A 21,797-nucleotide genomic window follows, 5' to 3' on the forward strand; every position below is an offset into this window, starting at 1 on the left:
AAGCGCCGGCACCGGCGCGGTGCTCCGGCAACCGCACGGATGCCCGGGCGCCGGGCATCGCCGTCCGGCGATTCAGTCCGCCGACGTCGGTGACGCGTCGGATGACACGATGTCCGCAGTCGCGGGACGCGTCCCGGCCGCAAACTGCGCGTACTGGTCCGCCACGTCGCGCAGCACGCCCTGCACGGTGAACTCGCGCAAGGCCTCGCGGTCGTAGAGCGGGTACCGGGGCAGCCCGATGGTCATCATCATGAAGCCCATGGTCCGCACCGACATCTGGTCGCACATCGACCGGATCGCCGTCTCTCCGGGCTCGAAACCGGCCGGCGCACAGGCGGCGACCCGCTCCCGCATCAAGCCGAGCAGCCGGTTGTAGACCGGCTGCTGAGACTGGCCGATCTCGTCCAGCGTGCCGGTCTGCGTCAGCGACATGTAGATCATGCGGAACTGCTCCGGATGCCGCTCCCAGAAGTCGAGCAGGCAGCGCGTATGCGCCTCCAGCACCTTGCGCGGCCCGCGCTGGTCCTTGGACGCGTCCAGCAGTTCGTCGACCAGCGACTCGAACACCTCGATCCACAGGCCGTCCAGCAGCGCCTTCTTGCTCTCGAAGTAGCTGTAGATCGCCATCGTCGAGATGCCGAGTTCCTGCGCCAGCCGGCGCATGCTGAGCGCCTCCACGCCTTCGTCGCGGTAGATCTTGCGTGCGCGCTCCAGCATCTCGCGCTTGAGCGCGGCCATTTCGGCCGGACCGCGCCGCAGCCGGGGCCGTTCGCGGTCGGAGTCCTGATCGGTGTTTCGCACGGCGTTCCCTACATCAAAAGGTTATTGTCGGTGTACGTTATCTCATACCGGGGCCCACGTTAAATAGTCACGAACCCTCGATGAGATGCATGATTACCAGTTCCGTACAAGTACGAAAATAGGTGCAAACGGCATGCCCGCGCCTCTCCTGCGGGTTTCTTCACCTGCAAAGCGCTCCCCATGCTCGACCGCCTCTCCGTGGGCGCCAAGCTCAGCTTGGCCTTTTTCTGCGTTCTCCTGATCACCGCCCTGCTGGGCGTGCTGGCGCTGTTCCAGCTGGGTCGCGTCAACGACACCGCCACCGACATGGCGTCGAACTGGCTGCCCTCCTCCCGCGCGGCGCAATCGATCAACCAGGAGGTCGCGCGGCTGCGCACCCGCGAGTACCGGCTGCTGCTGACCGAGGGCAATGCGCGCGCCAGCTATGCCGAAAAGCTGGCGCAAGGCCGCCAGGGCATCGAGCAACGGATCAAGGCCTATGAGCCGATGGTCTCCTCACCTGCGGAGGGCGAGAAGCTGCGCCAGATCCGCGATCTGTGGGCGACGTACGAAGCGAGCAGCATCAAGCTCGTCGAAGCCGCCGTCCGGGGCGACGACGAGGCCGGCAAGCGCCTGGTCGCCGTCGACAGCCTGCCGACGTACGAGGCACTGGGCAAGGCGGTGGACGAGTTGGTCGAGATCAACACCGTCGGCGCCGCCGCGGCCGACACGCTGGGCGACCAGATCTATGACCGCAGCCGCTGGATGATCGTCGGCATGACGCTGCTGGCCGTCGTCATCGGCGCGGTGCTGGGCTTCGTGATCACCCGCAAGATCACGCGGCCGCTGGCGGCCTCGGTCGCGATCGCCGAGGCGGTGGCGGCGGGCGACCTCACCCGCAGCCTGCACGTGCAGGGCCGCGACGAGGTCGCGCAGCTGCAGACCGCGCTGATGCGCATGGTCGGCCAGCTGCAGACCGTGGTGGCGCAGGTGCGCAACGGGGTCGAGTCGGTGTCGAGCGCCTCGTCGCAGATCGCGGTGGGCAACCAGGACCTGTCGGCGCGGACCGAGCAGACCGCGGCCAACCTCGAGGAGACCGCGTCCAGCATGGAGCAGCTGACCAGCGCGGTCGGCCAGTCCGCCGACACCGCCCGCCAGGCCAACCAGCTGGCCGGCAGCGCCGCCGAGACAGCCGCGCGCGGCGGCAAGGTCGTCGGACAGGTGGTGGCCCGCATGCAGGAGATCAGCGCGTCCTCGACCCGCATCGCCGACATCATCGGCACCATCGACGGCATCGCGTTCCAGACCAACATCCTCGCGCTGAACGCCGCGGTGGAAGCGGCGCGGGCCGGCGAACAGGGTCGGGGCTTCGCGGTCGTGGCGAGCGAAGTCCGCTCGCTGGCCCAGCGCAGCGCCGAGGCAGCCAAGGAGATCAAGACGCTGATCAACCGCTCGGTGGAGACGGTCGAGGCCGGCTCGTCGGACGTCGCCGAGGCGGGCCGCACGATGGACGAGATCGTCCACGGCGTGCGTCGCGTGACCGACCTGATGGGCGAGATCGCCGCCGCCGCCACCGAGCAGCGCGACGGCATCTCGCAGGTCAACCAGGCCGTCGCCAACCTGGATCAGATGACGCAGCAGAACGCGGCGCTGGTCGAGGAATCGAGCGCCGCCTCGGGCTCGCTGCGGGAGCAGGCGCAGCGGCTGTCGGAGGTGGTGTCGGTGTTCAAGGTGAGCTGACCGCAGACGCCGCGGGCCCCTCCCCGCCCTCGCCCGCAAGCGGGAGCGGGCGCAAGAAAGCGCCGGGCATACTGCGGCCTCATGGCCACCCGCACCCCGATCTTCTTCGCCAGCGCCGAGGCATTCCGCGCCTGGCTCGACGAGCATGCCGCCACGGCCACCGAGGTCCTGGTCGGCTTCCACAAGCGCGCCACCGGCGAGCCCAGCCTCGCCTGGCCCGAGTCCGTCGACGAGGCCCTGTGCCACGGCTGGATCGACGGCGTGCGCACCCGCATCGACGACAAGCGCTACAAGATCCGCTTCACGCCGCGCAAGGCGGTGTCGATCTGGAGCGCCGTCAACATCGGCCGCGCCGAGGCGCTGATCCAGGAAGGCCGGATGAAGCCCGCCGGCCTGGCGGCCTTCGAACGGCGGCAGGAAGAGCGCTCGCGCGTCTACGCGTTCGAGCAGCCCAAGGAACTCGTCGAACTCTCGCCGTCGCACGAGGTGATCTTCATGCGCGACGCCCAGGCCTGGGCGTTCTTCCAGGCACAGCCGGACGGCTACCGCCGCACCAGCATCTGGCACATCCTCAGCGCCAAGAAGCCCGAGACGCAGCTCGCGCGCCTGGACAAGCTGATCGAGGCGAGCGCGCGCGGCGAGCGGCTCTGAGCCGGGCGCGCCGACGCGGAAGGCGCGGCCGGCCCGCGCCCCGTCAGCGGGTCAGCGGGTCAGCGGGTCTTCGCCGCGATCTTCTTCCGGATCTCCGGCAGCATCGCCGTCGCCACCTCGCGTCCCAGCGCGATGGCGCGGCGGCGCGTCGTGAAGTCCGAGCCGCTGAAGCCGTCCAGCTTGGGCCGCAGCACGACGTCCGCGCCCTGCAGCTCGTACTGGTTGATCGACTTGCCCATGATCGAGAAGGTCTGCAGCAGCATGCGCATCGCATCGCCGGGGATCTTGGGATCCGGCGGTTCGCCGATGTCGACGGCGATCACCAGCTCGGCGCCCATCTGCTTGGCGAAGCGCACCGGCACCGGAGCGACCAGGCCGCCGTCGACGTACTCGCGGTTGCCGATCTTGACCGGCTGGAACACCGCCGGGACCGCGCTCGAAGCGCGCACCGCGGTGCCCACGTCGCCCTGCCGGAACAGGATCGGCGACCCGTCGCCCAGGTCCGTCGCGACGATGCCCAGCGGCAGCGGCAGCTGCTCCAGCCCGCGTCCGCCCGTCATCTGGCGGACGTAGCGCGCCAGCGCCTCGCCGCGAATCAGGCCGCGCATCGGGAAGGTCCAGTCGGTGATGGCGCCCTCGTCCATCGCCTCGGCGACCGTCTGCAGTTCCTTCCCGGTCCGGCCCGCCGCATACAGCGCGCCGACCAGGCTGCCGGCCGAGGTGCCGCAGACGAGGTCGACCTTGATGCCGTTCTCCTCCAGCACCTGGATCACGCCGATGTGCGCGAAGCCGCGTGCCGCGCCGCCACCCAGGGCCAGGCCCAGGCGCGGCGGCTTGGGGATCGGCTTGGGCGTGACGGGCGTCGGCAGCTCGGGGTCGGGCGTGGTCACGACCGGCGGCGGCGCCGATGCCGGCATGAGGGTCGAGCAGCCGCCCAACACGCTCAGGCCCAGCGCGCCGGCGGCGGTCAGCCAGCGGCGGCGGGCGGCGAAGGAAGAGGAAGACGCCGGCATGGCGGTGTCAGGCTTGGTATGGTCGCGATCGTCTCGGGGCATGGCGCGGGATTCTAGGGAAGCTCTGTAGCAATCCCGTTGCAGCGCGCACGCACAATCGCGGCCCGGAAATCGGGGACCGCTGTCGATCGGACGATCGATGCGGAGATCGACCCGGCGATCGCGTCCCGGATCAGGAGAGCACATGAGTGGAAAGAGCGCGCTGCGGCGCTGGACGGTGCGGGGCCTGGTGGGGCTGCCGTTCCTGGTGATCGCGCTGGCGATCGCGGCCTGGGCCTGCGTGCGCGCGAGCCTGCCGCAGCTGGACGGCGATGCCGAGATCCCCGGCCTGAGCGCGCCGGTGAGCCTGGGCCGCGATGCGCGCGGCACGCTGGTCGTCGAGGGCCGCACGCGACTCGACGTCGCCCGCGGCCTGGGCTTCGCCCACGCGCAGGAACGCTTTTTCGAGATGGACCTGACGCGCCGCTCGGCGGCCGGCGAGCTGTCGGCGCTGTTCGGCGCCAAGGCGCTGGAGCGCGACCGCACGCGCCGCGTCCACCGCCTGCGCGCGCGGCTGACCGAACGCTTCGAAGGGCTCTCGGGCGAGGACCGCCTGCTGCTGCTGGCCTACGCGGACGGCGTCAACGCCGGTCTCCAGGCGCTGCCGATGCGTCCCTGGCAATACCTGGCCCTGCGTGCCAAGCCGCAGGACTGGACGCCGGTCGACTCGCTGCTGGTGATCTCGGAGATGTACTTCATGCTGCAGTCCGGCAGCTTCGAGGCGGGATTCGACCGCGCCGTGCTGCGCGAGCGCGCCGGCGACGCGCTGTTCGACTGGCTCAGCCCGCGCGGCGGCCGCTGGGATGCGGCGCTCGACGGCAGCCAGCTGCCGCCGCCGCCGATGCCGACGCCGGCGCAGCTCGACGTCAGCCGGCCCCAAGCCCCGGCCGCACCCGCCACGCCAGACAGCGGGCCCGCCCGCACGCCGGCCAGCGCGCGCGCGGACGACGAGGCCCCGGTCCTGGGCAGCAACAACTGGGCGGTCGCGGGCACGCGATCGACGCATGGCGGCGCCATCCTGGCCGACGACATGCACCTGGGGCTCGGCGTGCCGTCCATCTGGTACCGCGCGCAGTTCCAGATCGGCACCGGCGCCGGCGCCCTGCGCGCGGCCGGCGTGACGCTGCCGGGCCTGCCGGCGATGGTGGTGGGATCCAACGGTTCGGTCGCCTGGGGATTCACCAATGCCTACGGGCAGTGGTTCGACTGGGTCGATGTCCCGCCCGATGCGAAGGTCTCGACGCGCACCGAAACGCTGGAGGTCCACGGCGGCCCGGCGGTGACGATGACGGTGAACGAGATCGGCGACGCACCGATCGTGACCGTCGACGGCGGGCGCCGTTTCGCGCTGCACTGGATCGCGCACCAGGGGGCGGCCTACAACCTCGAACTCGACCGCATGCTGCAGGTGCGCCATGTCAACGACGCGCTGGCCCTGGCCCAGCGCGCCGGCATGCCGCACCAGAACCTCCTCGCCGCCGACCGCAACGGCCAGATCGGCTGGACCGTCGCCGGCCGCCTGTGGGCGCAGCCGGGGCTGCCCGACGTGTACGGCCGGTTCGTCGCGCCGTCGGCGATGCGGCGTGACTGGCTCGATCCCGACCGCGCGCCGCAGGTGTTGTCGCCGGCGCAGGGCCAGCTGTGGACCGCCAACAACCGCCAGCTCGACGGCGCGCCGGGCGAACTGCTCGGCGACGGCGGCTTCGACCTGGGCGCCCGCGCGCAGCAGATCCGCGACCGGCTGTCGGCCACCGACAAGCACGACGAGGCCTCGATCGGCGCCATCCACCAGGACGACGACGCGCGCTTCATGAAGACCTGGGCGGCCCGACTGCTGGCGGTGGCGCGCACCGACGCCGGTGCGAACCCGACGCACAAGGCCTTCGTGCAGCTGCTGGAGAACTGGAACGGGCGCGCCGACGCGGACTCCGCCGCCTACCGCCTGGTCCGCCAGGCGCGGCTGCGCGTGCTGGACACGCTGTGGGACGCGTGGACGCTGCCGTCGCTCGGCGACCGGCAGCTCGATCCGCAGCGCCGCATGCGCTGGCGCAACCAGTTCGAGTACAGCGCCGCGCGCGCCGTGGACGAGCGTCCGCCGCATCTGCTGCCGGCAGCGTTCACGAGCTGGGACGCGCTGCTGCTGGCGCAGCTCGACGGCGCCGCGCGCGAGATCGCGCCGGACGGCAACCTCGGTGGTGCGACCTGGGGCGCGCAGAACGCGAGCCGCATCCAGCACCCGCTGGCCAAGGCGATCCCGGCGCTGTCGCGCTGGCTGGACATGCCGTCGGTGCCGCAGAGCGGCGACAGCAACCTGCCCCATGTCGCCGGACCCGCGTTCGGCCAGTCCGAGCGGATGGTGGTCTCACCGGGCCGCGAGGAGCAGGGCTGGCTGTCGATGCCGGGCGGCCAGAGCGGCCACCCGATGTCGCCGTTCTACGGCGCGGGGCATCAGGACTGGGTCGAGGGCAAGCCGACGCCGTTGCTGGCGGGGCCGGTGATCCACCGCATCACGGCGCATCGGGACTGAGTCTCCCGGCCCGAGCCCGCCTCGCGAGGCGGGCCGGCGATCACGCCGGTGCCGGCACCTTGAACACCTGCCTCAGGTAGGCCAGGAAGGTCTGGTCCTCGCACATCGTCTTGCCGGGGCTGTCCGAGAGCTTGGCCACCGGCTGGCCGTTGACGTGGGTGAGCTTGATGACGATGTTCAGCGTCGGCAGGCCCACGTCGTTGCTGAGCTTGGTGCCGATGCCGAAGCCCAGCTGGACGCGGTCCGCGAAGTGGCGGTACAGCGCCAGCGCCTTCGGCATGTCGAGCGCATCGGAGAACACCAGCCGCTTGGTGTTGGCGTCGATGCGCAGGTGATCGTAGTGGGCGAGCGCCTTCTCGCCCCACTCGACCGGATCGCCCGAATCGTGGCGCAGGCCGTCGAAGAGCTTGGCGAAGTAGAGGTCGAAATCGGCCAGGAACGCGTCCATGCCGATCACGTCGGTCAGCGCGATGCCGAGGTCGCCGCGGTACTCCTGCACCCAGTCCTCGAGCGCGGCCTTCTGGTGGTCGCGCAGCCGCACGCCGGTGGCCTGGTAGGCCTGCAGGTACTCGTGCGCCATCGTGCCGATCGGCACCAGGCCGAGCTCCTTGGCCAGCAGCACGTTGGACGTGCCGCGGAAGGTCTCCGGCAGTTCGTCGCGCAGCGTGCGCAGCACTTCCTCATGCCACGCGCCGGAGAAGCGGCGGCGCAGGCCGAAGTCGAAGAACTGGAACGGATGCCGGCGCGGCGCCTCGTCCCGCGTGAAGGTCCGGATCAGGTCGATCTTCTGCGCGAGGCGACGGCGGCCCTCCTCGATCGCGGCACCTGGATCGAAGCGGCGGAAGTACAGCTCGTTGACCATCGCCAGCACGAAGATCTCGAAGGCCATCACGTGCACCTGCGGGCCGCGCACGACGATCTCGAGCTTCTCGCCGTCCGCCCGCACCGTGATGAACGCGCGCTGGAAACGGAAGATGCGCAGCAGGTCGATGAAGTCTGGCTTCATGAAGCGCAGGCCGCTGAGGTACTCGAGCTCATCGGCGCGGAAGGTCAGCGCGCAGAGATGGTCGATCTCGCGCTCCAGGTCCGCGACCAGCTCCGCCAGCGGGTACTGCGGCGTGTTGCGGCACGCGAAGCGGTACTCGGCCTGCGCCTGCGGGTAGCGATGCAGCATCGCCTGCCACATGGTGAACTTGTAGAGATCGGTCTCCAGCAGGCTGCGGATCACCGGAGGCGGGGCGTCGGGACGGCTCATGGCGGGGGACTGTACCCGGGGGCCGCCCGGCTCGGCGATGATCGCGGCTTCGCCACACACCGAGCCCGCCCTTCGTGCACGAGCCCCTCGCCCACCGCCGTTGCCTCGACCTCCTTCGCCGCCTGGGCGTCGCGGCGTCGCTGCTGCTGGCCGCGGCAGCGCAGGCGCAGGTCCCCGTCGCGATCGAGAAGCCGCCCGACGCCGCCACGGCGATGAAGATGGTTTACGGGGGCAACACCTGGCGCCACGAGCGCGCGGCCGCCTTCTTCGGCGGTCGTTCGCCGACGCTGCGCGCGGAGATCCGCGAGGTCTTCCGCGGGCGTTACGTCGAATCGAACGTCGACAAGCTGATGCTGGTCTACCAGCTCACGCCCGGCCCGCGCGACCAGTTCCGCTGCGCGGCCTGCGTGCCGGCGCTGGGCGCCGCCGTGCTCGCCGCGGACGAGGCGGGCCGCTGGAAGCTGCGCGCCAAGGGGCTGCTGCTGATGCCGGGCACGCCGGGATCCGGTGACGAGGACCTGCAGCTGCTGCAGATCGCCGACGAGCGCTGGATCCTGCGCAGCCGCCGCTACGACATCGACCGGGGTCGCGAAAGCCGCACCGAACGGCTGGTGCTGGAGCGCGACGGCGAGATGCAGCTGGGCGCGGAACTCGGCTTCGACGAGAAGCCCGGGCCGCTGGCCTGCGGCGCGACCGCGTCGCCGCAGACCTCCGGCGTCAGCGTCCTGAGCCCCGGCCGCGGCCCGCGCGTCGAGATCGTGCTGCGCTTCAACGAGGACGCCTGCAACGCGCTGCGCGCGGTGGTGCAGCGCACGCGCATGGAGCTGCGCGACGGCCGCTTCCAGCTCGAACCGGATGCGCCCGAGCCGGACGACGACGACGTGCCGTCATCCGCCCCGAAACGCTGAGGCGCCTCGCCGCCGCGACGCTCATGTGCCCGAGGGCCGGCACGGGCTCACGCCAGCTTGTAGGTCTGCAGGTGGATGCTGGTCTCGGTCGCGCCGATGCCCTTGATCAGGCGCACGCGCTCCAGGATCTCGGCCAGTTCGTTGAGGTTGTCCGCCCGCAGTTCGGCGAGCAGGTCCCAACGCCCGTTGGTGTCGAACAGCCCCGCCACGCCGGGCTCGCCGAGCAGGATGCCGACGACCTCGCGCGTGCGGTTGCCCTCGACCGCGATGCTCATCCAGGCCGTGATGTGCGGCTGCGCCACATCGGCCCGCAGCTTGACCGTGTAGCCGACGATCTGCCCGCTGTCCTCCAGCCGGGTGAGCCGGTTGGTCACCGTCCCGCGCGACACCTTCAGCTTGTGCGCCAGCGTCGCGATGCTCGCGCGGGCGTCCTGCCGGAGCAGCGCGATGAGTTGATGGTCGAGTGTGTCCATGTTGGTGCACCGGTGGCCGCATTGCGCGCGGATCGCCCAGGGTTAACCCGAACTTCACGTCAAAACGTCAGAGTTCCCTGACGAAATGCGCAAGACGCTTCGATTATTGATCAGTTCTCTGGCTTCCTGCTGACACGCCGATCCGAAGAATGGAGACATTCCCACTTCCAAGAGTCCGCCGATGACGACCCGCCTCCTCCTCACGCCCGATGTCGCCCGCGTCGTCCGGCACGACGGCATCGCCCAGAGCTTCCAGACCCTCGCCCGCTACATCGCCGAGGACTACGTCCGATGGAGCGCCTTCGACAAGAGCGCCCGCGTCGCCAACCACTCGGACGACGGCGTGATCGAGCTGATGCCGATCTCGGACGCCTCGCTCTACAGCTTCAAGTACGTCAACGGCCACCCCAAAAACCACCTCGTGGGCCTGCCCACCGTGATGGCTTTCGGCGTGCTCGCCGACGTCGACACCGGCACGCCGCGGCTGCTGTCGGAGCTGACCCTCAGCACGGCGCTGCGCACCGCGGCCACCTCCGCGCTGGTCGCGCAACACCTGGCACGTCCCGGCTCGCGCAAGATGGCCTTGATCGGCAACGGCGCGCAGAGCGAGTTCCAGGCCCTGGCCTTCCATCATCTGCTGGGCATCGCCGAGATCCGTCTCTTCGACGTCGATCCGGCCGCGACCGACAAGCTGGTGCGCCACCTGTCGCGCGTCGAGGGCCTGACCCTGGTCCGCTGCCGCGACGCCGCCGAAGCGGCGCGCGGCGCCGACATCGTCACGACGGTCACCGCCGACAAGCGCAACGCGACCATCGTGACGCCCGACATGATCGAGCCCGGCATGCACATCAACGGCGTCGGCGGCGACTGCCCGGGCAAGACGGAACTGCACCACGACGTGCTGGCGCGCGCCCATGTGTTTGTCGAATACGAGCCGCAGTCGCGCATCGAGGGCGACGTGCAGCAGATGCCGGCGGACTTCCCGGTCACCGAGTTCTGGCGCGTGCTGCGCGGCGAGGCCGCCGGCCGGCGCAGCGCGGAAGAGGTCACCGTGTTCGACTCCGTCGGTTTCGCGCTGGAGGATTTCGCGACGCTGCGCTGGCTCGGCGACCGCGCCGCAGCGCTCGGCCTGGGCCGCGAACTGGCCCTGGTGCCGGCGATGGACGATCCGAAGGACCTGTTCGGCGAACTGGACCTGACGCCCGTGGCCGAATCCGAATCCGAGGGCGACACGGCTGCGGGCATCCCGGCGGGCCTCCGGGCCGCCCTCTTAAACTGCGTCCCTCAACGGAAGGACGCATGGACTACGCCCCCTCCTCAAGGAAATCGGCCGAGGCGCTCGCGGCGCCCGCGACCTGACGCGCGAGCAGGCGCGTGGCCTCTTCGCCGCGCTGCTCGCCGGCACCGTGCCCGACCTGGAGCGCGGCGCCATCCTGATCGCGATGCGCATCAAGGGGAGAGCCTCGATGAACTGCTCGGGTTCGTCGAGGCGATGCAAGAGGGAGCCGCCCGCGTGGCGGCGCCCACCGGTCCCCGGACCGTCGTGCTGCCGACCTTCAACGGCGCGCGCAAGCAGGCCAACCTGATGCCGCTGGTGGCGATGCTGCTGGCTCGCGAAGGCATTCCGGTGCTGATCCACGGCCGCCATGACTTCGACAGCCGCATCAGCCCGTTCGAGCTGTTCGACGCGTTGGAACTCCCCGTCGCCCGGAACGTGGACGACGCCGGCCAGCGCCTGGCTTCGGACCGCCTCGCCATCCTGCCGACTGAAGTCATCCATCCCGGACTGGACGCGATGATGGCGCTGCGCCCCCGCATGGGACTGCGCAACAGCAGCCACAGCGTCGCGAAGCTGCTGGACCCGCTGCCGAGTCGCAGCGTGCGTGTGGTTGCGGTGACCCATCCGGAATACGTCGACAGCATGGGCGAGGCGCTGCCCCAGCTCAGCGCCGACGATGGCCGTGCGCTCCTCATGCGCGCCAGCGAAGGCGAGGCTTACCTCCACCTCCGGCGCAAGGCCCACCTGCAAGGCTTCGCGAACGGGCAAGGCCTGGATCTCAACCCGGCAAGCAACGAGGACCTGGACTGGCCGCTGTCGCCCGCCTGTGAGCCGGCGGCCAACGCCGACTTCATCCGCGCGATCCTGGCCGGCGCCGAGCCGCTGCCGCCGCGGATCGCCGATCAGATTTCGGCGTTACGCCGCCTGGCAACGGCCTGAGCGCGGCCTGCGGCCGCCAAACCCTCCCTCACCCCGCCCTCTCCCGCCCCTGCGGGAGAGGGGGAGTCAGGGCGCCAATAGCAGCGTACTGGTGTCCCGAACACTCCCTCTCCCGCACCGCGGGAGAGGGTGGGGGTGAGGGCCAACGGCCTTTGCAGGAATCTTCATATGCTTATCTGGCCATAAGCAATCTACGATTTTGTAGTTCTCATATATATAAAGCGTTCATAGAGTGCAGACTCCCGGCCAGCCCTGGGCCAGCCGCGGTGTCTCTGACGCGCGGCGGGCCCCCTGAGAAACCCGGCCGGGTCCAGCCGACGCCATGTACGCCTATACCGATTTCGACCGCCAGTTCGTCCACGCCCGCGCGGCCCAGTACCGCGACCAGCTCGAACGCCATCTGGCCGGTCAGCTCCCCGACGACGACTTCCGCGCGCTGCGCCTGCAGAACGGCTGGTACATCCAGCGCCATGCGCCGATGCTGCGCGTCGCCGTGCCCTACGGCGTGCTCGACAGCCGCCAGCTGCGCCAGCTGGCGCGCATCGCCCGCGAGCACGACCGCGGCTACGGCCACTTCACCACGCGCCAGAACCTGCAGTTCAACTGGATCCCGCTGACGCAGTCGGCGGACGTGATGGACCTGCTGGCCGATGTCGACATGCACGGCATCCAGACCAGCGGCAACTGCATCCGCAACATCACCAGCGACGTCACCGCCGGCGTGGCGGCGGACGAGCTGATCGACCCGCGCCCCTACGCCGAAGTGCTGCGCCAGTGGTCGACGCTGCATCCCGAATTCGCCTTCCTGCCGCGCAAGTTCAAGATCGCGATCTCCGGCGCGAAGGAAGACCGCGCCGCGATCGCCTGGCACGACATCGGCCTGCAACTGCGCAGGAACGACGCCGGCGAGATCGGTTTCCAGGTCTTCGTCGGCGGCGGCATGGGCCGCACGCCGATCATCGGCCAGGAGATCAGCCCCTTCGTGCCGTGGCAGAACATCGTGCTGTACCTCGAAGCGATCGTGCGCACGTACAACCGTTTCGGGCGCCGCGACAACATGTACAAGGCGCGCATCAAGATCCTGGTCAAGGCCGAAGGCCAGGCCTACTTCGACGCGGTCAACGCCGAGTACCAGTCCATCCTGAACGACGACGCCGGCAGCCACGAGCAGCTCATCCCCGAGGCGGAACTGGCCCGCGTCGCCGCGAGCTTCGTCGAGCCGCAAGGCGTGACCCCGGTGCCGGGTGTGGACATCTTCGAAGGCGCCTCGCCGGCCTACCGCCGCTGGCTGGAACGCAACGTCCACGCGCACCGCGTCAGCGGCTACCGCTCGGTGACGCTGTCGCTCAAGCGCGTCGGCCTGCCGCCGGGCGACATCACCGACGCGCAGATGGACGCGGCCGCCGCGCTCTCCGACGCCTACAGCCACGGTGAACTGCGCGTGTCGCACGACCAGAACCTGCTGCTGCCCTGGGTGCGCGAGAGCGACCTGCCCGCGCTCTTCGAAGCCGCGAAGGAGCACGGCTTCGCCACGCCCAACATCGGCCTGCTGACCGACATGATCGTCTGCCCCGGCGGCGACTTCTGCGCGCTGGCCAACGCCCGCTCGATCCCCGTGGCGTCCGAGATCACCGACCGCTTCCAGGACCTGGACGAGCTCTGGGACATCGGCGACATCGACCTGCACATCAGCGGCTGCATCAACAGCTGCGGCCACCACCACAGCGGCCACATCGGCGTGCTCGGCGTCGACAAGGACGGGAGCGAGTGGTACCAGATCACCCTGGGCGGCTCGGACGGCTCGACGCTGTCGGGCGCCGCGGTGCCGGGCAAGGTGATCGGCCCGTCCTTCGCCGCCGACGAGGCCGCCGATGCGGTCGAGGCCGTGATCGCGACCTACCGCCGCGAGCGCGAGGCCGGCGAACGATTCCTCCAGACGGTCCGCCGCATCGGCCTGGACGCCTTCAAGCAGGCGACCAACGAGATCCGCCGCACGACCGCCAAGCAATGACCCCGAGCACCCCGGACATGGAACGCCCCCGCACCATGAAGTTCGTCTCCAAGGCCCAAGACCCCTGGCACACCTGCGCCGGCGAGGACGGCCCGCAACCGCATCCCGCCGCCGCCGACCACAAGCTGCTGACGCTGGAGCAGTGGCACGCCGTGCGCGACACCTGGCCCGAAGGCCTGGCCACCGGCGTGATCCTGCCCAACGACATCGACGTGCTCGACCTGAAGGCCGATCTGCCGCGTCTGGCGCTGATCGTGCTGCAGTTCCCGAAGTGGGTCGACGGCCGCGCCTACAGCCAGGCGCACGTGCTGCGCTCGCGGCTGCGTTTCGCCGGCGAAGTGCGCGCGACCGGCGAAGTCCTCGTCGACATGCTGCCGCTGCTGCAGCGCTGCGGCGTCGACGCCGTGCAGATGCGCGGCGACCAGAACCAGGAAGCCGCCGAGCGCGCATTGAGCTTCTTCCCCGGCCACTACCAGGCGGACGTCAACGAGACGCGCCCGCTGTTCGCCCGACCGGGGCAGAAGTCCGAGGCCTGAGCATGAGCGGCGAGGTGTCTTCGCTGGACTTCGCGCCGATCGGCGGCGCGTCGGATGGCGCATCCGGAAGCGCATCGGCGGGTGTGTCCGCATTGCCGGGCGCGGATGCCGGTGTCGGTTCGGCCATCGGCCTCTACGCCCGCAAGACCGCCGGCTTCGACGAGCGCGTCGCGCGCACCGTCGAGGTCCTGAAGCAGGCCGCCGCCGACTTCGGTCCCGGCGCGCTGCAGTCGACCTCGCTGGGCGTCGAAGACATGGTCATCACCGACCTCATTGCGCGCCACGGCCTGCCGATCGCACTGGCGACGCTGGACACCGGCAAGCTGCACGCGGAGACGCTGGCGCTGATCCCGCGCATCCACGACCGCTACGGCATCGAGGTGGACATCTTCGCGCCGGTGAACGAGCAGGTCGTCCACTTCGTCCGCGCCAACGGCGAAGAGCCGATGTACCGCAGCGTCGAGCTGCGCAAGGCCTGCTGCGGCGTGCGCAAGCTCGAACCGCTGTCGCGCATGCTGGCCGGCCGCACGGCCTGGATCACCGGCCTGCGCCGCGAGCAGAGCGCCAACCGCGCCGAGGTCCCGTTCCGCGAGGACGACGGCCAGGGCCGCACCAAGGTCAACCCGCTGGCCGAGTGGAGCTGGGCCGACGTCTGGCACTACGTGCAGCAGCACGTCGTTCCCTACAACCCGCTGCATGACCAGTTCATGCCCAGCATCGGCTGCGCGCCCTGCACCCGCGCGATCGCCGTCGGCGAGGACTTCCGCGCCGGCCGCTGGTGGTGGGAAGACAGCGCGAAGGAATGCGGGCTGCACGCCACCCACACCGAGCCCGACAGCGCATCCACCGAATCTGAACCCGAAGCGTCCCCCCCGACGTCGAACGTGACCTCCGGAGCCCCGGCATGAACGCCCCCGTGAACCTCGAACAACTGCTGCCGCTGGCGGACCACCGCCACCTGGACCACCTCGAAGAGGAGGCCATCTTCATCCTGCGCGAGGTCGCCGCGGCCTTCGAGCGCCCCGCCCTGCTGTTCTCGGGCGGAAAGGACTCGTGCGTGGTCCTGCGCCTGGCCGAGAAGGCCTTCAAGCGCCGCATCGCCGGCAACGAGTTCGCCGGCAAGCTGCCCTTCCCGCTGGTCCACGTCGACACCGGCCACAACTTCCCCGAGGTGATCGAGTTCCGCGACCGCCGCGTCGAGGAGATGGGCGAGCGCCTGGTCGTCGGCCATCTGGAAGACTCCATCAAGAAGGGCACGATCCGCCTGGCGCATCCGCTGGAATCGCGCAACGGCCACCAGACGGTGACGCTGCTGGAGACCATCGAGGAGCATCGATTCGATGTGCTGATCGGCGGCGCCCGCCGCGACGAGGAGAAGGCGCGTGCGAAGGAGCGCATCTTCAGCCACCGCGACAGCTTCGGCCAATGGCAGCCGAAGGAACAGCGGCCGGAGCTGTGGAACCTCTTCAACACCCGCATCCGTCCGGGCGAGCACTTCCGCGCGTTCCCGATCAGCAACTGGACCGAGCTGGACGTGTGGCTCTACATCGCCCGCGAGAACATCCCGCTGCCGTCGCTGTACTTCGCGCACGACCGCCAGGTGATCCGCCGCAAGGGCCTGCTGGTGCCGCTGACCGACGTGACCCCGCCGGAAGCCGGCGAGACCGTCGAGACCGCGCAGGTGCGCTTCCGCACCGTCGGCGACATGACCTGCACCTGCCCGGTGGAAAGCCCGGCCGCCAACGCCGCGGACATCGTCGCCGAGACGCTGACGGTCACCGTTTCCGAGCGTGGCGCCACGCGCATGGACGACCGCACATCCGACGCTTCGATGGAACGTCGGAAGAAGGAGGGCTACTTCTGATGTCCGCCGTCCTGAACGCACCGAACGACGCGAGCAATGCGAGCGCCCCGAGCCCCGTGAGCCCCTCCCCCGCCGTGACCAAGATCCATCAATCCGACCTCGACACGACGCACCGCGCGCTGCGCTTCCTGACCGCCGGCAGCGTCGACGACGGCAAGAGCACGCTGATCGGGCGTCTGCTCTTCGACAGCCGCGCGATCCTCGCCGACCAGCTCGACACGCTGGCCAAGCGCGCCGCCGGCCAGCCGATCGACCTGAGCCTGCTGACCGACGGCCTCGAAGCCGAACGCGAACAGGGCATCACGATCGACGTCGCCTACCGCTACTTCGCGACCAAGCAGCGCAAGTTCATCATTGCCGACGCGCCGGGCCATGAGCAGTACACGCGGAACATGGTCACCGCCGCCGCCGGCAGCGATGCCGCCGTCGTGCTGGTCGACGTGACCAAGCTGGACCTGTCGGTCGATGACGTCCCGCTGCTGGCGCAGACGCGCCGTCACAGCCTGCTCGCGCACCTGCTGCGCGTGCCCAGCATCGTCTTCGCGATCAACAAGATCGACGCCGCCGCGAATCCGGGCGACGCTTTCCGTAAGGTCTCGCTGGCGCTGGAGAAGTTCGCCTCGGCGGCTGGCATCCGCGTGACCGCGGTCGTGCCCGTCTCCGCGCTGCGCGGCGACAACGTGACGCAGCCGCTGGAAGCCGACTGGTACGACGGCCCGTCGCTGCTGCAGGTGCTGGAGTCGCTGCCGACCGTGCAGGAAACGGTCGAGGCGCCGCTGGCGCTGCCGGTGCAGTACGTGGCCAAGGACGGCGACGGCACCGGCAACAACCCGCGCGTGCTGTGGGGCCGGATCGCACAGGGCCAGGTGCAGGTCGGCGACGAAGTGCAGATCCTGCCGAGCGGCCAGACCGCCATCGTCGGCGAGCTGCGCCGCGCCGGTGAACCGGTGGCGACCTCGGTCGCCGGCGAATCCGCCGGGCTGCTGCTGGACCGCCAGGTCGACGTCTCGCGCGGTGACTGGATCGTCGCGCCGGGCACGGCCACGCCCCGCCGCACCTTCGAAGCCACGCTGGCGTGGATCGACACCGAGCCGGCCGTGCTCGGCCGCAAGTACTGGGTGCGCCACGGCAACCGCTGGGTCCAGGCCCGCATCGCCGCGATCGATCACCGGCTGGACATCCAGACGCTGGCCGAGACCGAGGCCCACGAGCTGTCGGTCAACGAGATCGGCCACGTCACCATCGAGCTGCAGGCCGAGCTGCCGCTGCAGCCGTACGCGGACAACCGCGTCGGCGGCGCGCTGATCGTCGTGGATCCCACCAGCAACCGCACCAGCGGCGCGCTGCTGGTCCGCTGATCTCTCGCCTCCCGTCCAACCGAACGACCGCCAGGAGCCATCGCCATGGGACGTGTCCTCTTCGTCAGCGCCGGACCCGGCGCCGCCGACCTGATCACGCTGCGAGGCGCGCGGGCGCTCGCCCTGGCGGACGTCGTGCTGTTCGACGCGCTGACCGACCCGGCGCTGCGCGAGCTCGCGCCGCAGGCGAAGTGGCTCGATGTCGGCAAGCGCGGCTTCTGCCATTCCACGAAGCAGACGGCGATCAACGCTGCGCTGGTGCGTGAGGCGAAGGCGCACGAGGTCGTCGTGCGCCTCAAGGGCGGCGACGCCAACGTCTTCGGCCGCCTCGAGGAAGAACTGCTGGCGCTGGCCGAGGCGGACATCCCCTACGAGATCGTTCCGGGCGTGACCGCCGCGATCGCGGCCGCCGCGCAGACCGGGCGCCCCCTCACGCGGCGTGGCGCGGGCCGCAGCGTCGCGCTGACGACCGCGATGACGCGCGAGGGCGACCTCCAGGCCGGCAAGTCCGCCGACACCGAGGTGTTCTACATGGCGGGCCAGCAACTGGCCGCCCTCGCCCGCCGGCTGCTCGCCGCGGGCTGGGACGCCGGAACCCCGGTGAGCGTCGTGTCGCGTGCCGGCTGCGCCGATGCGCTGTCCAGCGAGCACGACGTGGCGTCGCTGGGCGCGGCCTCGATGCTGCACAAGGGGCGGCCAACGGTGGTGATCGTCGGCGCGGGCGCGGCCCCGCTGGCGGGAGCTCCGACACCCTCGACCACCGGCGCCACCGCCGGGACGCGGGGGATGCCGGACCGGATTTGGGCGATTACGCGACGCCGTCCTCACGGCAAGACCTTGAGCCGCAGGGGCTGGAATCCCTGCCCCAAAGCCCGAACGTTTAAAATCTCCCGTTTTCCGTCAGCGCGACCGAGCCCACCGTCCACGGACCGCCAGGGGATCGCTGATTTCAGAGGGGCCGCACGCCGGTCTCCGTCACTAGAAGAGCCGCTATGACCCACGTCGTCACCGAAGCCTGCATTCGCTGCAAATACACCGACTGCGTCGATGTCTGTCCCGTCGACTGCTTCCGCGAAGGTCCGAACTTCCTGACCATCGACCCCGATGAGTGCATCGACTGCGCGGTCTGCATCCCGGAGTGCCCGGTGAACGCGATCATGCCGGAGGAAGACGTGCCCGGCGATCAGCAGATCATGATCAAGCTGAATGCCGACCTGGCGAAGAAGTGGCCCAGCATCACCAAGCGCAAGGCCGCCCTCCCGGACGCCGAGGAGTGGAAGGACAAGACGGGCAAGATCGATCAGCTGGTCCGCTGACCGATCCCCTCATCCCGCGGCGCCGGACCCTGACGGCGGCCGCCCCCTACAAGAATGGAAACGCAAGTGACTGAATCGACCTCCGCCCCGCACGCGGGCGTGATCGAAACCGACGCCGTCATCGTCGGCGCGGGCCCGGTGGGCCTGTTCCAGGTGTTCGAACTGGGCCTGCTCGAGATCAAGGCCCACATCATCGACTCGCTGGCCTATCCCGGCGGTCAATGCATCGAGCTGTACCCGGACAAGCCGATCTACGACATCCCGGCGCTGCCGGTGGTGACGGGCAAGGAGCTGACCGACAACCTGATGAAGCAGATCGAGCCCTTCGGCGCGACCTTCCATCTGGGCCAGGAAGTCACGACGGTCGAGAAGCAGGAAGACGGTCGATTCTTCGTCGCGACGAGCAAGGGCACGCAGTTCCTGACCAAGACCATCTTCATCGCGGGCGGCGTGGGTTCGTTCCAGCCGCGCACGCTGAAGGTCGAGGGCATCGACAAGTACGAGGGCTCGCAGGTCCATTACCGGGTCCGCAACCCGTCGCAGTTCGCCGGCAAGAACCTGGTGATCATCGGCGGCGGCGACTCGGCGCTGGACTGGGCGCTGAACTTCTGCGGCGGCAACGCCGACGGCAACCCGCACAAGGCGGAGAGCGTGATCCTGGTGCACCGCCGCGACGGCTTCCGTGCCGCGCCGGCCTCGGTGGCCAAGATGCGCGAGCTGTGCGACGCCTACGAGATGCAATTCATCGTCGGCCAGGTCGCCGACCTGGACGAGGGCGAGGATTCGCTGAAGGGCCTGAAGATCACCGGCGGCGACGGCGTCACACGCGTGGTGCCGGCGGATCAGGTGCTGGTGTTCTTCGGCCTGTCGCCGAAGCTGGGGCCGATCGCCGAGTGGGGCCTGTCGCTGGAGAAGAAGCAGATCCAGGTCGACACCGAGAAGTTCCAGACCAACGTGCCGGGCATCTTCGCGGTCGGTGACATCAACACCTACCCGGGCAAGAAGAAGCTGATCCTGTCGGGCTTCCACGAAGCCGCGCTGGCGGCCTTCGGCGCGATGCCGATCATCAACCCGGAAAAGCGCGTCCACCTGCAGTACACGACCACCAGCCCGAAGCTGCACAAGGTGCTGGGCGTCGAGACGCCGAACTTCGACTGAGACCCGGCTCGCGGGACCGCAGGTCCCAACGGAAAAAGCCCGCTTGGCGATGCCAGCGGGCTTTTTTTGTTGCTCGACAGTGCGCGGGCGCGCCGGGAAGGCGCGCCGCGCTCGATCAGGCGTGCGGGCCTTCGATCGCCGGCTTGGCGGCGTGCGGCAGCGCCGCGCCGTGGCCCGGCGACAGCATCCCGGCCAGCGTCTGCGCCACGCCGGTGATGCCTTCGTTGGACAGTCCCGCGTCCTTCATCACCGCGTCGACGATGGGCTTGGCGATCTGGTACTGCAGCGCCGAGTTCATCACCTGTTCGGGGAAGGTCGCGCCGCCGGCCGCGCCGTGGCCGCCCTGGCCATTGGCCGCACCCGTGCCGTCGCCGCCCGCGCCCGGCATGCCGTTGACCTGGAAGATGCGGATCGAGTCGATCTTCTCCATCGGACGCACGGCCTGCTCCAGGATGTGGGGCAGCTGCTGCAGCAGCATCGTGCGGACCTGCAGGTCGATCTGGGCGGCGGACAGCGTGTTCAGCGCCTCGTTGATCGCGCGGCGGCCTTCGGCCTCCGCCAGCGCCGCCGCCTGCTTGGCCGTTGCTTCGATGGTCAGCGCCTCGGCGCGGTCCAGCGCGGCCGCCTTCTCGGCCGAGGCCGACACCCGGACCGCGATGGCCAGCTGCTCGGCATCCTTCGAGGCCTCGATCAGCTGGATGCTCTTCTCCCGCTCCGCCACCGCGACCTGACGCGCCGTGTTCACGAGTTCCTCGGCCTTCACCGCCTCGGAGCGCGCCAGGTTCGCGGCCGCGTCCGCGTCGGACTGCTCGCGCGACTTCGTCGCGATCGCGATCTGCGTGTCCTGACGCGCCATCTCGACCTGCTTGCGCTGCTCGGCGCGCTGCATCTCGGTCTTGCGCTCGAGCTCGATCTCGCGTGTCTGGATGGCCAGGTTCTTCTCGATCTCGGCCGCCTTGATCTCGCGATCGGCCTCGATGCGCTTCTGGCTCACCTGACGTTCGGCCTCGATCTTGGCGGCTTCGGCCTGGCGGGTGCGCTCGGCCTGCTGCGACGCGATCAACGCGACCTGCTCGGCGCGGGTGATCTCGATCTCGCGGTGCTGCGCCAGGCTCGCGAACTCCTGGTCCTTGTCGATCGTCAGCTTCTGGCGCGTGGCATCCAGGTTCTTGGTCCGGACCTGCACCTCGGTGTCCTGCTCGACGTCGTTGCGCTGCTTGCGGCGCGCCTCGGTCTGCTCGGTCAGCCGCGTCAGGCCCTCCGCATCGAAGGCGTTGTTCGGGTTGAAGAACTGCTTGTCCGTCTGGTCCAGGCTGGTCAGCGAGACCGACTCCAGCTCCAGGCCGTTCTTCTCCAGGTCTTCGGCGACGGCGTTCTGCACGGCCTGCACGAAGTCGCGGCGCTTGTCCTGCAGCTCCTGGATGGACATCGTCGCGGCGGTCGCCCGCAGCGAGTCGACGAACTTGTCCTCGACCAGCGCCTTGAGCTCGTTCGGGCTCAGCGTGCGGGCGCCCAGCGTCTGGGCGGCGATGCTCACGGCCTCCTCCGTCTGCTTGACGCGGACGAAGAAGGCGGCGGTCACGTCGACGCGCATGCGGTCACGGGTGATCAGGCTCTCGCGCTCGCGGCGCACGACCTCGAGCTTGAGCGTGTTCATGTTGACCAGCACGCGCTCGTGGAAGACCGGCAGCACGATCGCGCCGCCGTCCATGATCACTTTCTGGCCGCCGAGCCCCGTACGGACGAAGGCGGTTTCCTTCGTCGAGCGCTTGTAGAGACGCGCGAAGATGATGCCGATCGTGAGCAGCGCCAGCAGGGCGATGCCGGAGATGACCAGCAGCTCGATCAGGTTGTCCATGGACTGTTTGCTCCCTCGATGAAACTTGAAATTCGGATGGGCCGGTGGATCCGGCGTTCTGGAACGGACGAACGCGCCGGGCGTTCGTTGTG

General features: G+C 69.8%; 18 protein-coding genes and 1 pseudogene. 14 read left to right on the forward strand and 5 right to left on the reverse strand.

What is annotated here, in order from left to right:
• Nucleotides 1–72 precede the first annotated feature (72 nt).
• Nucleotides 73–801 carry a TetR/AcrR family transcriptional regulator gene (locus ACQ859_RS25525; RefSeq protein WP_431263314.1) on the reverse strand — a complete coding sequence of 243 codons (729 nt, stop codon included), beginning with the start codon at nt 799–801 and terminating at the stop codon, nt 73–75.
• 180 nt (nt 802–981) lie between these two features.
• Between ACQ859_RS25525 and ACQ859_RS25530 the strand changes: the two genes are divergently transcribed.
• Both ACQ859_RS25530 and ACQ859_RS25535 read left to right on the forward strand, forming a co-directional pair.
• Entirely contained in the window at nt 982–2,520 is a 1,539-nt protein-coding gene (locus ACQ859_RS25530; protein ID WP_431263315.1) for a methyl-accepting chemotaxis protein, read from the forward strand.
• 81 nt (nt 2,521–2,601) lie between these two features.
• A complete protein-coding gene (locus ACQ859_RS25535) occupies nt 2,602–3,171 on the forward strand; it encodes a YdeI/OmpD-associated family protein (RefSeq protein WP_431263316.1) in 570 nt (189 codons plus the stop codon).
• Nucleotides 3,172–3,230: 59 nt separating this feature from the next.
• Here ACQ859_RS25535 and ACQ859_RS25540 read toward each other — a convergent pair whose 3' ends face one another.
• On the reverse strand, nt 3,231–4,184 hold the full coding sequence (locus ACQ859_RS25540) for a patatin-like phospholipase family protein (RefSeq protein ID WP_431266654.1): 954 nt from the start codon (nt 4,182–4,184) through the stop codon (nt 3,231–3,233).
• Nucleotides 4,185–4,368: 184 nt separating this feature from the next.
• Here ACQ859_RS25540 and ACQ859_RS25545 point away from each other — a divergent pair, with 184 nt between their 5' ends.
• On the forward strand, nt 4,369–6,750 hold the full coding sequence (locus tag ACQ859_RS25545; RefSeq protein ID WP_431263317.1) for a penicillin acylase family protein: 2,382 nt from the start codon (nt 4,369–4,371) through the stop codon (nt 6,748–6,750).
• A gap of 40 nt (nt 6,751–6,790) precedes the next feature.
• On the opposite strand, the gene pncB is transcribed toward ACQ859_RS25545, so the two are convergent.
• A complete protein-coding gene (pncB, locus tag ACQ859_RS25550; RefSeq protein ID WP_431263318.1) occupies nt 6,791–8,005 on the reverse strand; it encodes a nicotinate phosphoribosyltransferase in 1,215 nt (404 codons plus the stop codon).
• Nucleotides 8,006–8,079: 74 nt separating this feature from the next.
• Here pncB and ACQ859_RS25555 point away from each other — a divergent pair, with 74 nt between their 5' ends.
• Nucleotides 8,080–8,913 carry a hypothetical protein gene (locus tag ACQ859_RS25555; RefSeq protein ID WP_431263319.1) on the forward strand — a complete coding sequence of 278 codons (834 nt, stop codon included), beginning with the start codon at nt 8,080–8,082 and terminating at the stop codon, nt 8,911–8,913.
• Between the two features lie 47 nt (nt 8,914–8,960).
• Here the strand turns inward: ACQ859_RS25555 and ACQ859_RS25560 are convergent, their stop codons facing one another.
• The gene (locus ACQ859_RS25560) at nt 8,961–9,386 is read right to left on the reverse strand and encodes an Lrp/AsnC family transcriptional regulator (protein WP_431261078.1); all 426 of its coding nucleotides are present in this window, start codon (nt 9,384–9,386) and stop codon (nt 8,961–8,963) included.
• A gap of 181 nt (nt 9,387–9,567) precedes the next feature.
• Here ACQ859_RS25560 and ACQ859_RS25565 point away from each other — a divergent pair.
• The 10 genes and pseudogenes from ACQ859_RS25565 to ACQ859_RS25610 all read left to right on the forward strand — a co-directional run.
• Nucleotides 9,568–10,578 (forward strand): annotated as a pseudogene (locus ACQ859_RS25565) (ornithine cyclodeaminase); the annotation flags it as partial.
• A 12-nt stretch (nt 10,579–10,590) separates the two neighbouring features.
• Nucleotides 10,591–11,604: a DNA-binding protein YbiB gene (gene ybiB, locus ACQ859_RS25570; RefSeq protein WP_431266655.1), complete on the forward strand. Its 1,014-nt coding sequence runs from the start codon at nt 10,591–10,593 to the stop codon at nt 11,602–11,604.
• 322 nt (nt 11,605–11,926) lie between these two features.
• Nucleotides 11,927–13,615, forward strand: a complete 1,689-nt coding sequence (locus ACQ859_RS25575) for a nitrite/sulfite reductase (protein WP_431263320.1) — start codon at nt 11,927–11,929, stop codon at nt 13,613–13,615.
• Nucleotides 13,612–14,151: a DUF934 domain-containing protein gene (locus ACQ859_RS25580; RefSeq protein WP_431263321.1), complete on the forward strand. Its 540-nt coding sequence runs from the start codon at nt 13,612–13,614 to the stop codon at nt 14,149–14,151. Before ACQ859_RS25575 ends, ACQ859_RS25580 begins: the two co-directional genes overlap by 4 nt.
• Before the next feature lie 2 nt (nt 14,152–14,153).
• Nucleotides 14,154–15,059 carry a phosphoadenylyl-sulfate reductase gene (locus ACQ859_RS25585; protein WP_431263322.1) on the forward strand — a complete coding sequence of 302 codons (906 nt, stop codon included), beginning with the start codon at nt 14,154–14,156 and terminating at the stop codon, nt 15,057–15,059.
• The gene (gene cysD, locus ACQ859_RS25590) at nt 15,056–16,015 is read left to right on the forward strand and encodes a sulfate adenylyltransferase subunit CysD (RefSeq protein WP_431099745.1); all 960 of its coding nucleotides are present in this window, start codon (nt 15,056–15,058) and stop codon (nt 16,013–16,015) included. The genes ACQ859_RS25585 and cysD overlap by 4 nt, the downstream gene beginning before the upstream one ends.
• Complete coding sequence (locus ACQ859_RS25595; RefSeq protein WP_431263323.1) at nt 16,015–17,373, forward strand: sulfate adenylyltransferase subunit 1; 1,359 nt, start codon at nt 16,015–16,017, stop codon at nt 17,371–17,373. Before cysD ends, ACQ859_RS25595 begins: the two co-directional genes overlap by 1 nt.
• Before the next feature lie 45 nt (nt 17,374–17,418).
• Nucleotides 17,419–18,369 (forward strand): uroporphyrinogen-III C-methyltransferase, encoded by a 951-nt coding sequence (cobA, locus tag ACQ859_RS25600; protein ID WP_431263324.1) that lies wholly within the window; start codon nt 17,419–17,421, stop codon nt 18,367–18,369.
• Complete coding sequence (gene fdxA, locus ACQ859_RS25605) at nt 18,366–18,689, forward strand: ferredoxin FdxA (protein WP_416757927.1); 324 nt, start codon at nt 18,366–18,368, stop codon at nt 18,687–18,689. Before cobA ends, fdxA begins: the two co-directional genes overlap by 4 nt.
• 66 nt (nt 18,690–18,755) lie before the next feature.
• Nucleotides 18,756–19,847 carry an NAD(P)/FAD-dependent oxidoreductase gene (locus ACQ859_RS25610; RefSeq protein WP_431263325.1) on the forward strand — a complete coding sequence of 364 codons (1,092 nt, stop codon included), beginning with the start codon at nt 18,756–18,758 and terminating at the stop codon, nt 19,845–19,847.
• 115 nt (nt 19,848–19,962) lie between these two features.
• On the opposite strand, the gene ACQ859_RS25615 is transcribed toward ACQ859_RS25610, so the two are convergent.
• The gene (locus tag ACQ859_RS25615; RefSeq protein ID WP_431263326.1) at nt 19,963–21,705 is read right to left on the reverse strand and encodes a flotillin family protein; all 1,743 of its coding nucleotides are present in this window, start codon (nt 21,703–21,705) and stop codon (nt 19,963–19,965) included.
• Nucleotides 21,706–21,797 lie beyond the last annotated feature (92 nt).

Origin of the sequence: Roseateles chitinivorans (assembly GCF_050632235.1) — a bacterium.
Lineage (GTDB): Bacteria > Pseudomonadota > Gammaproteobacteria > Burkholderiales > Burkholderiaceae_C > Roseateles > Roseateles chitinivorans_A.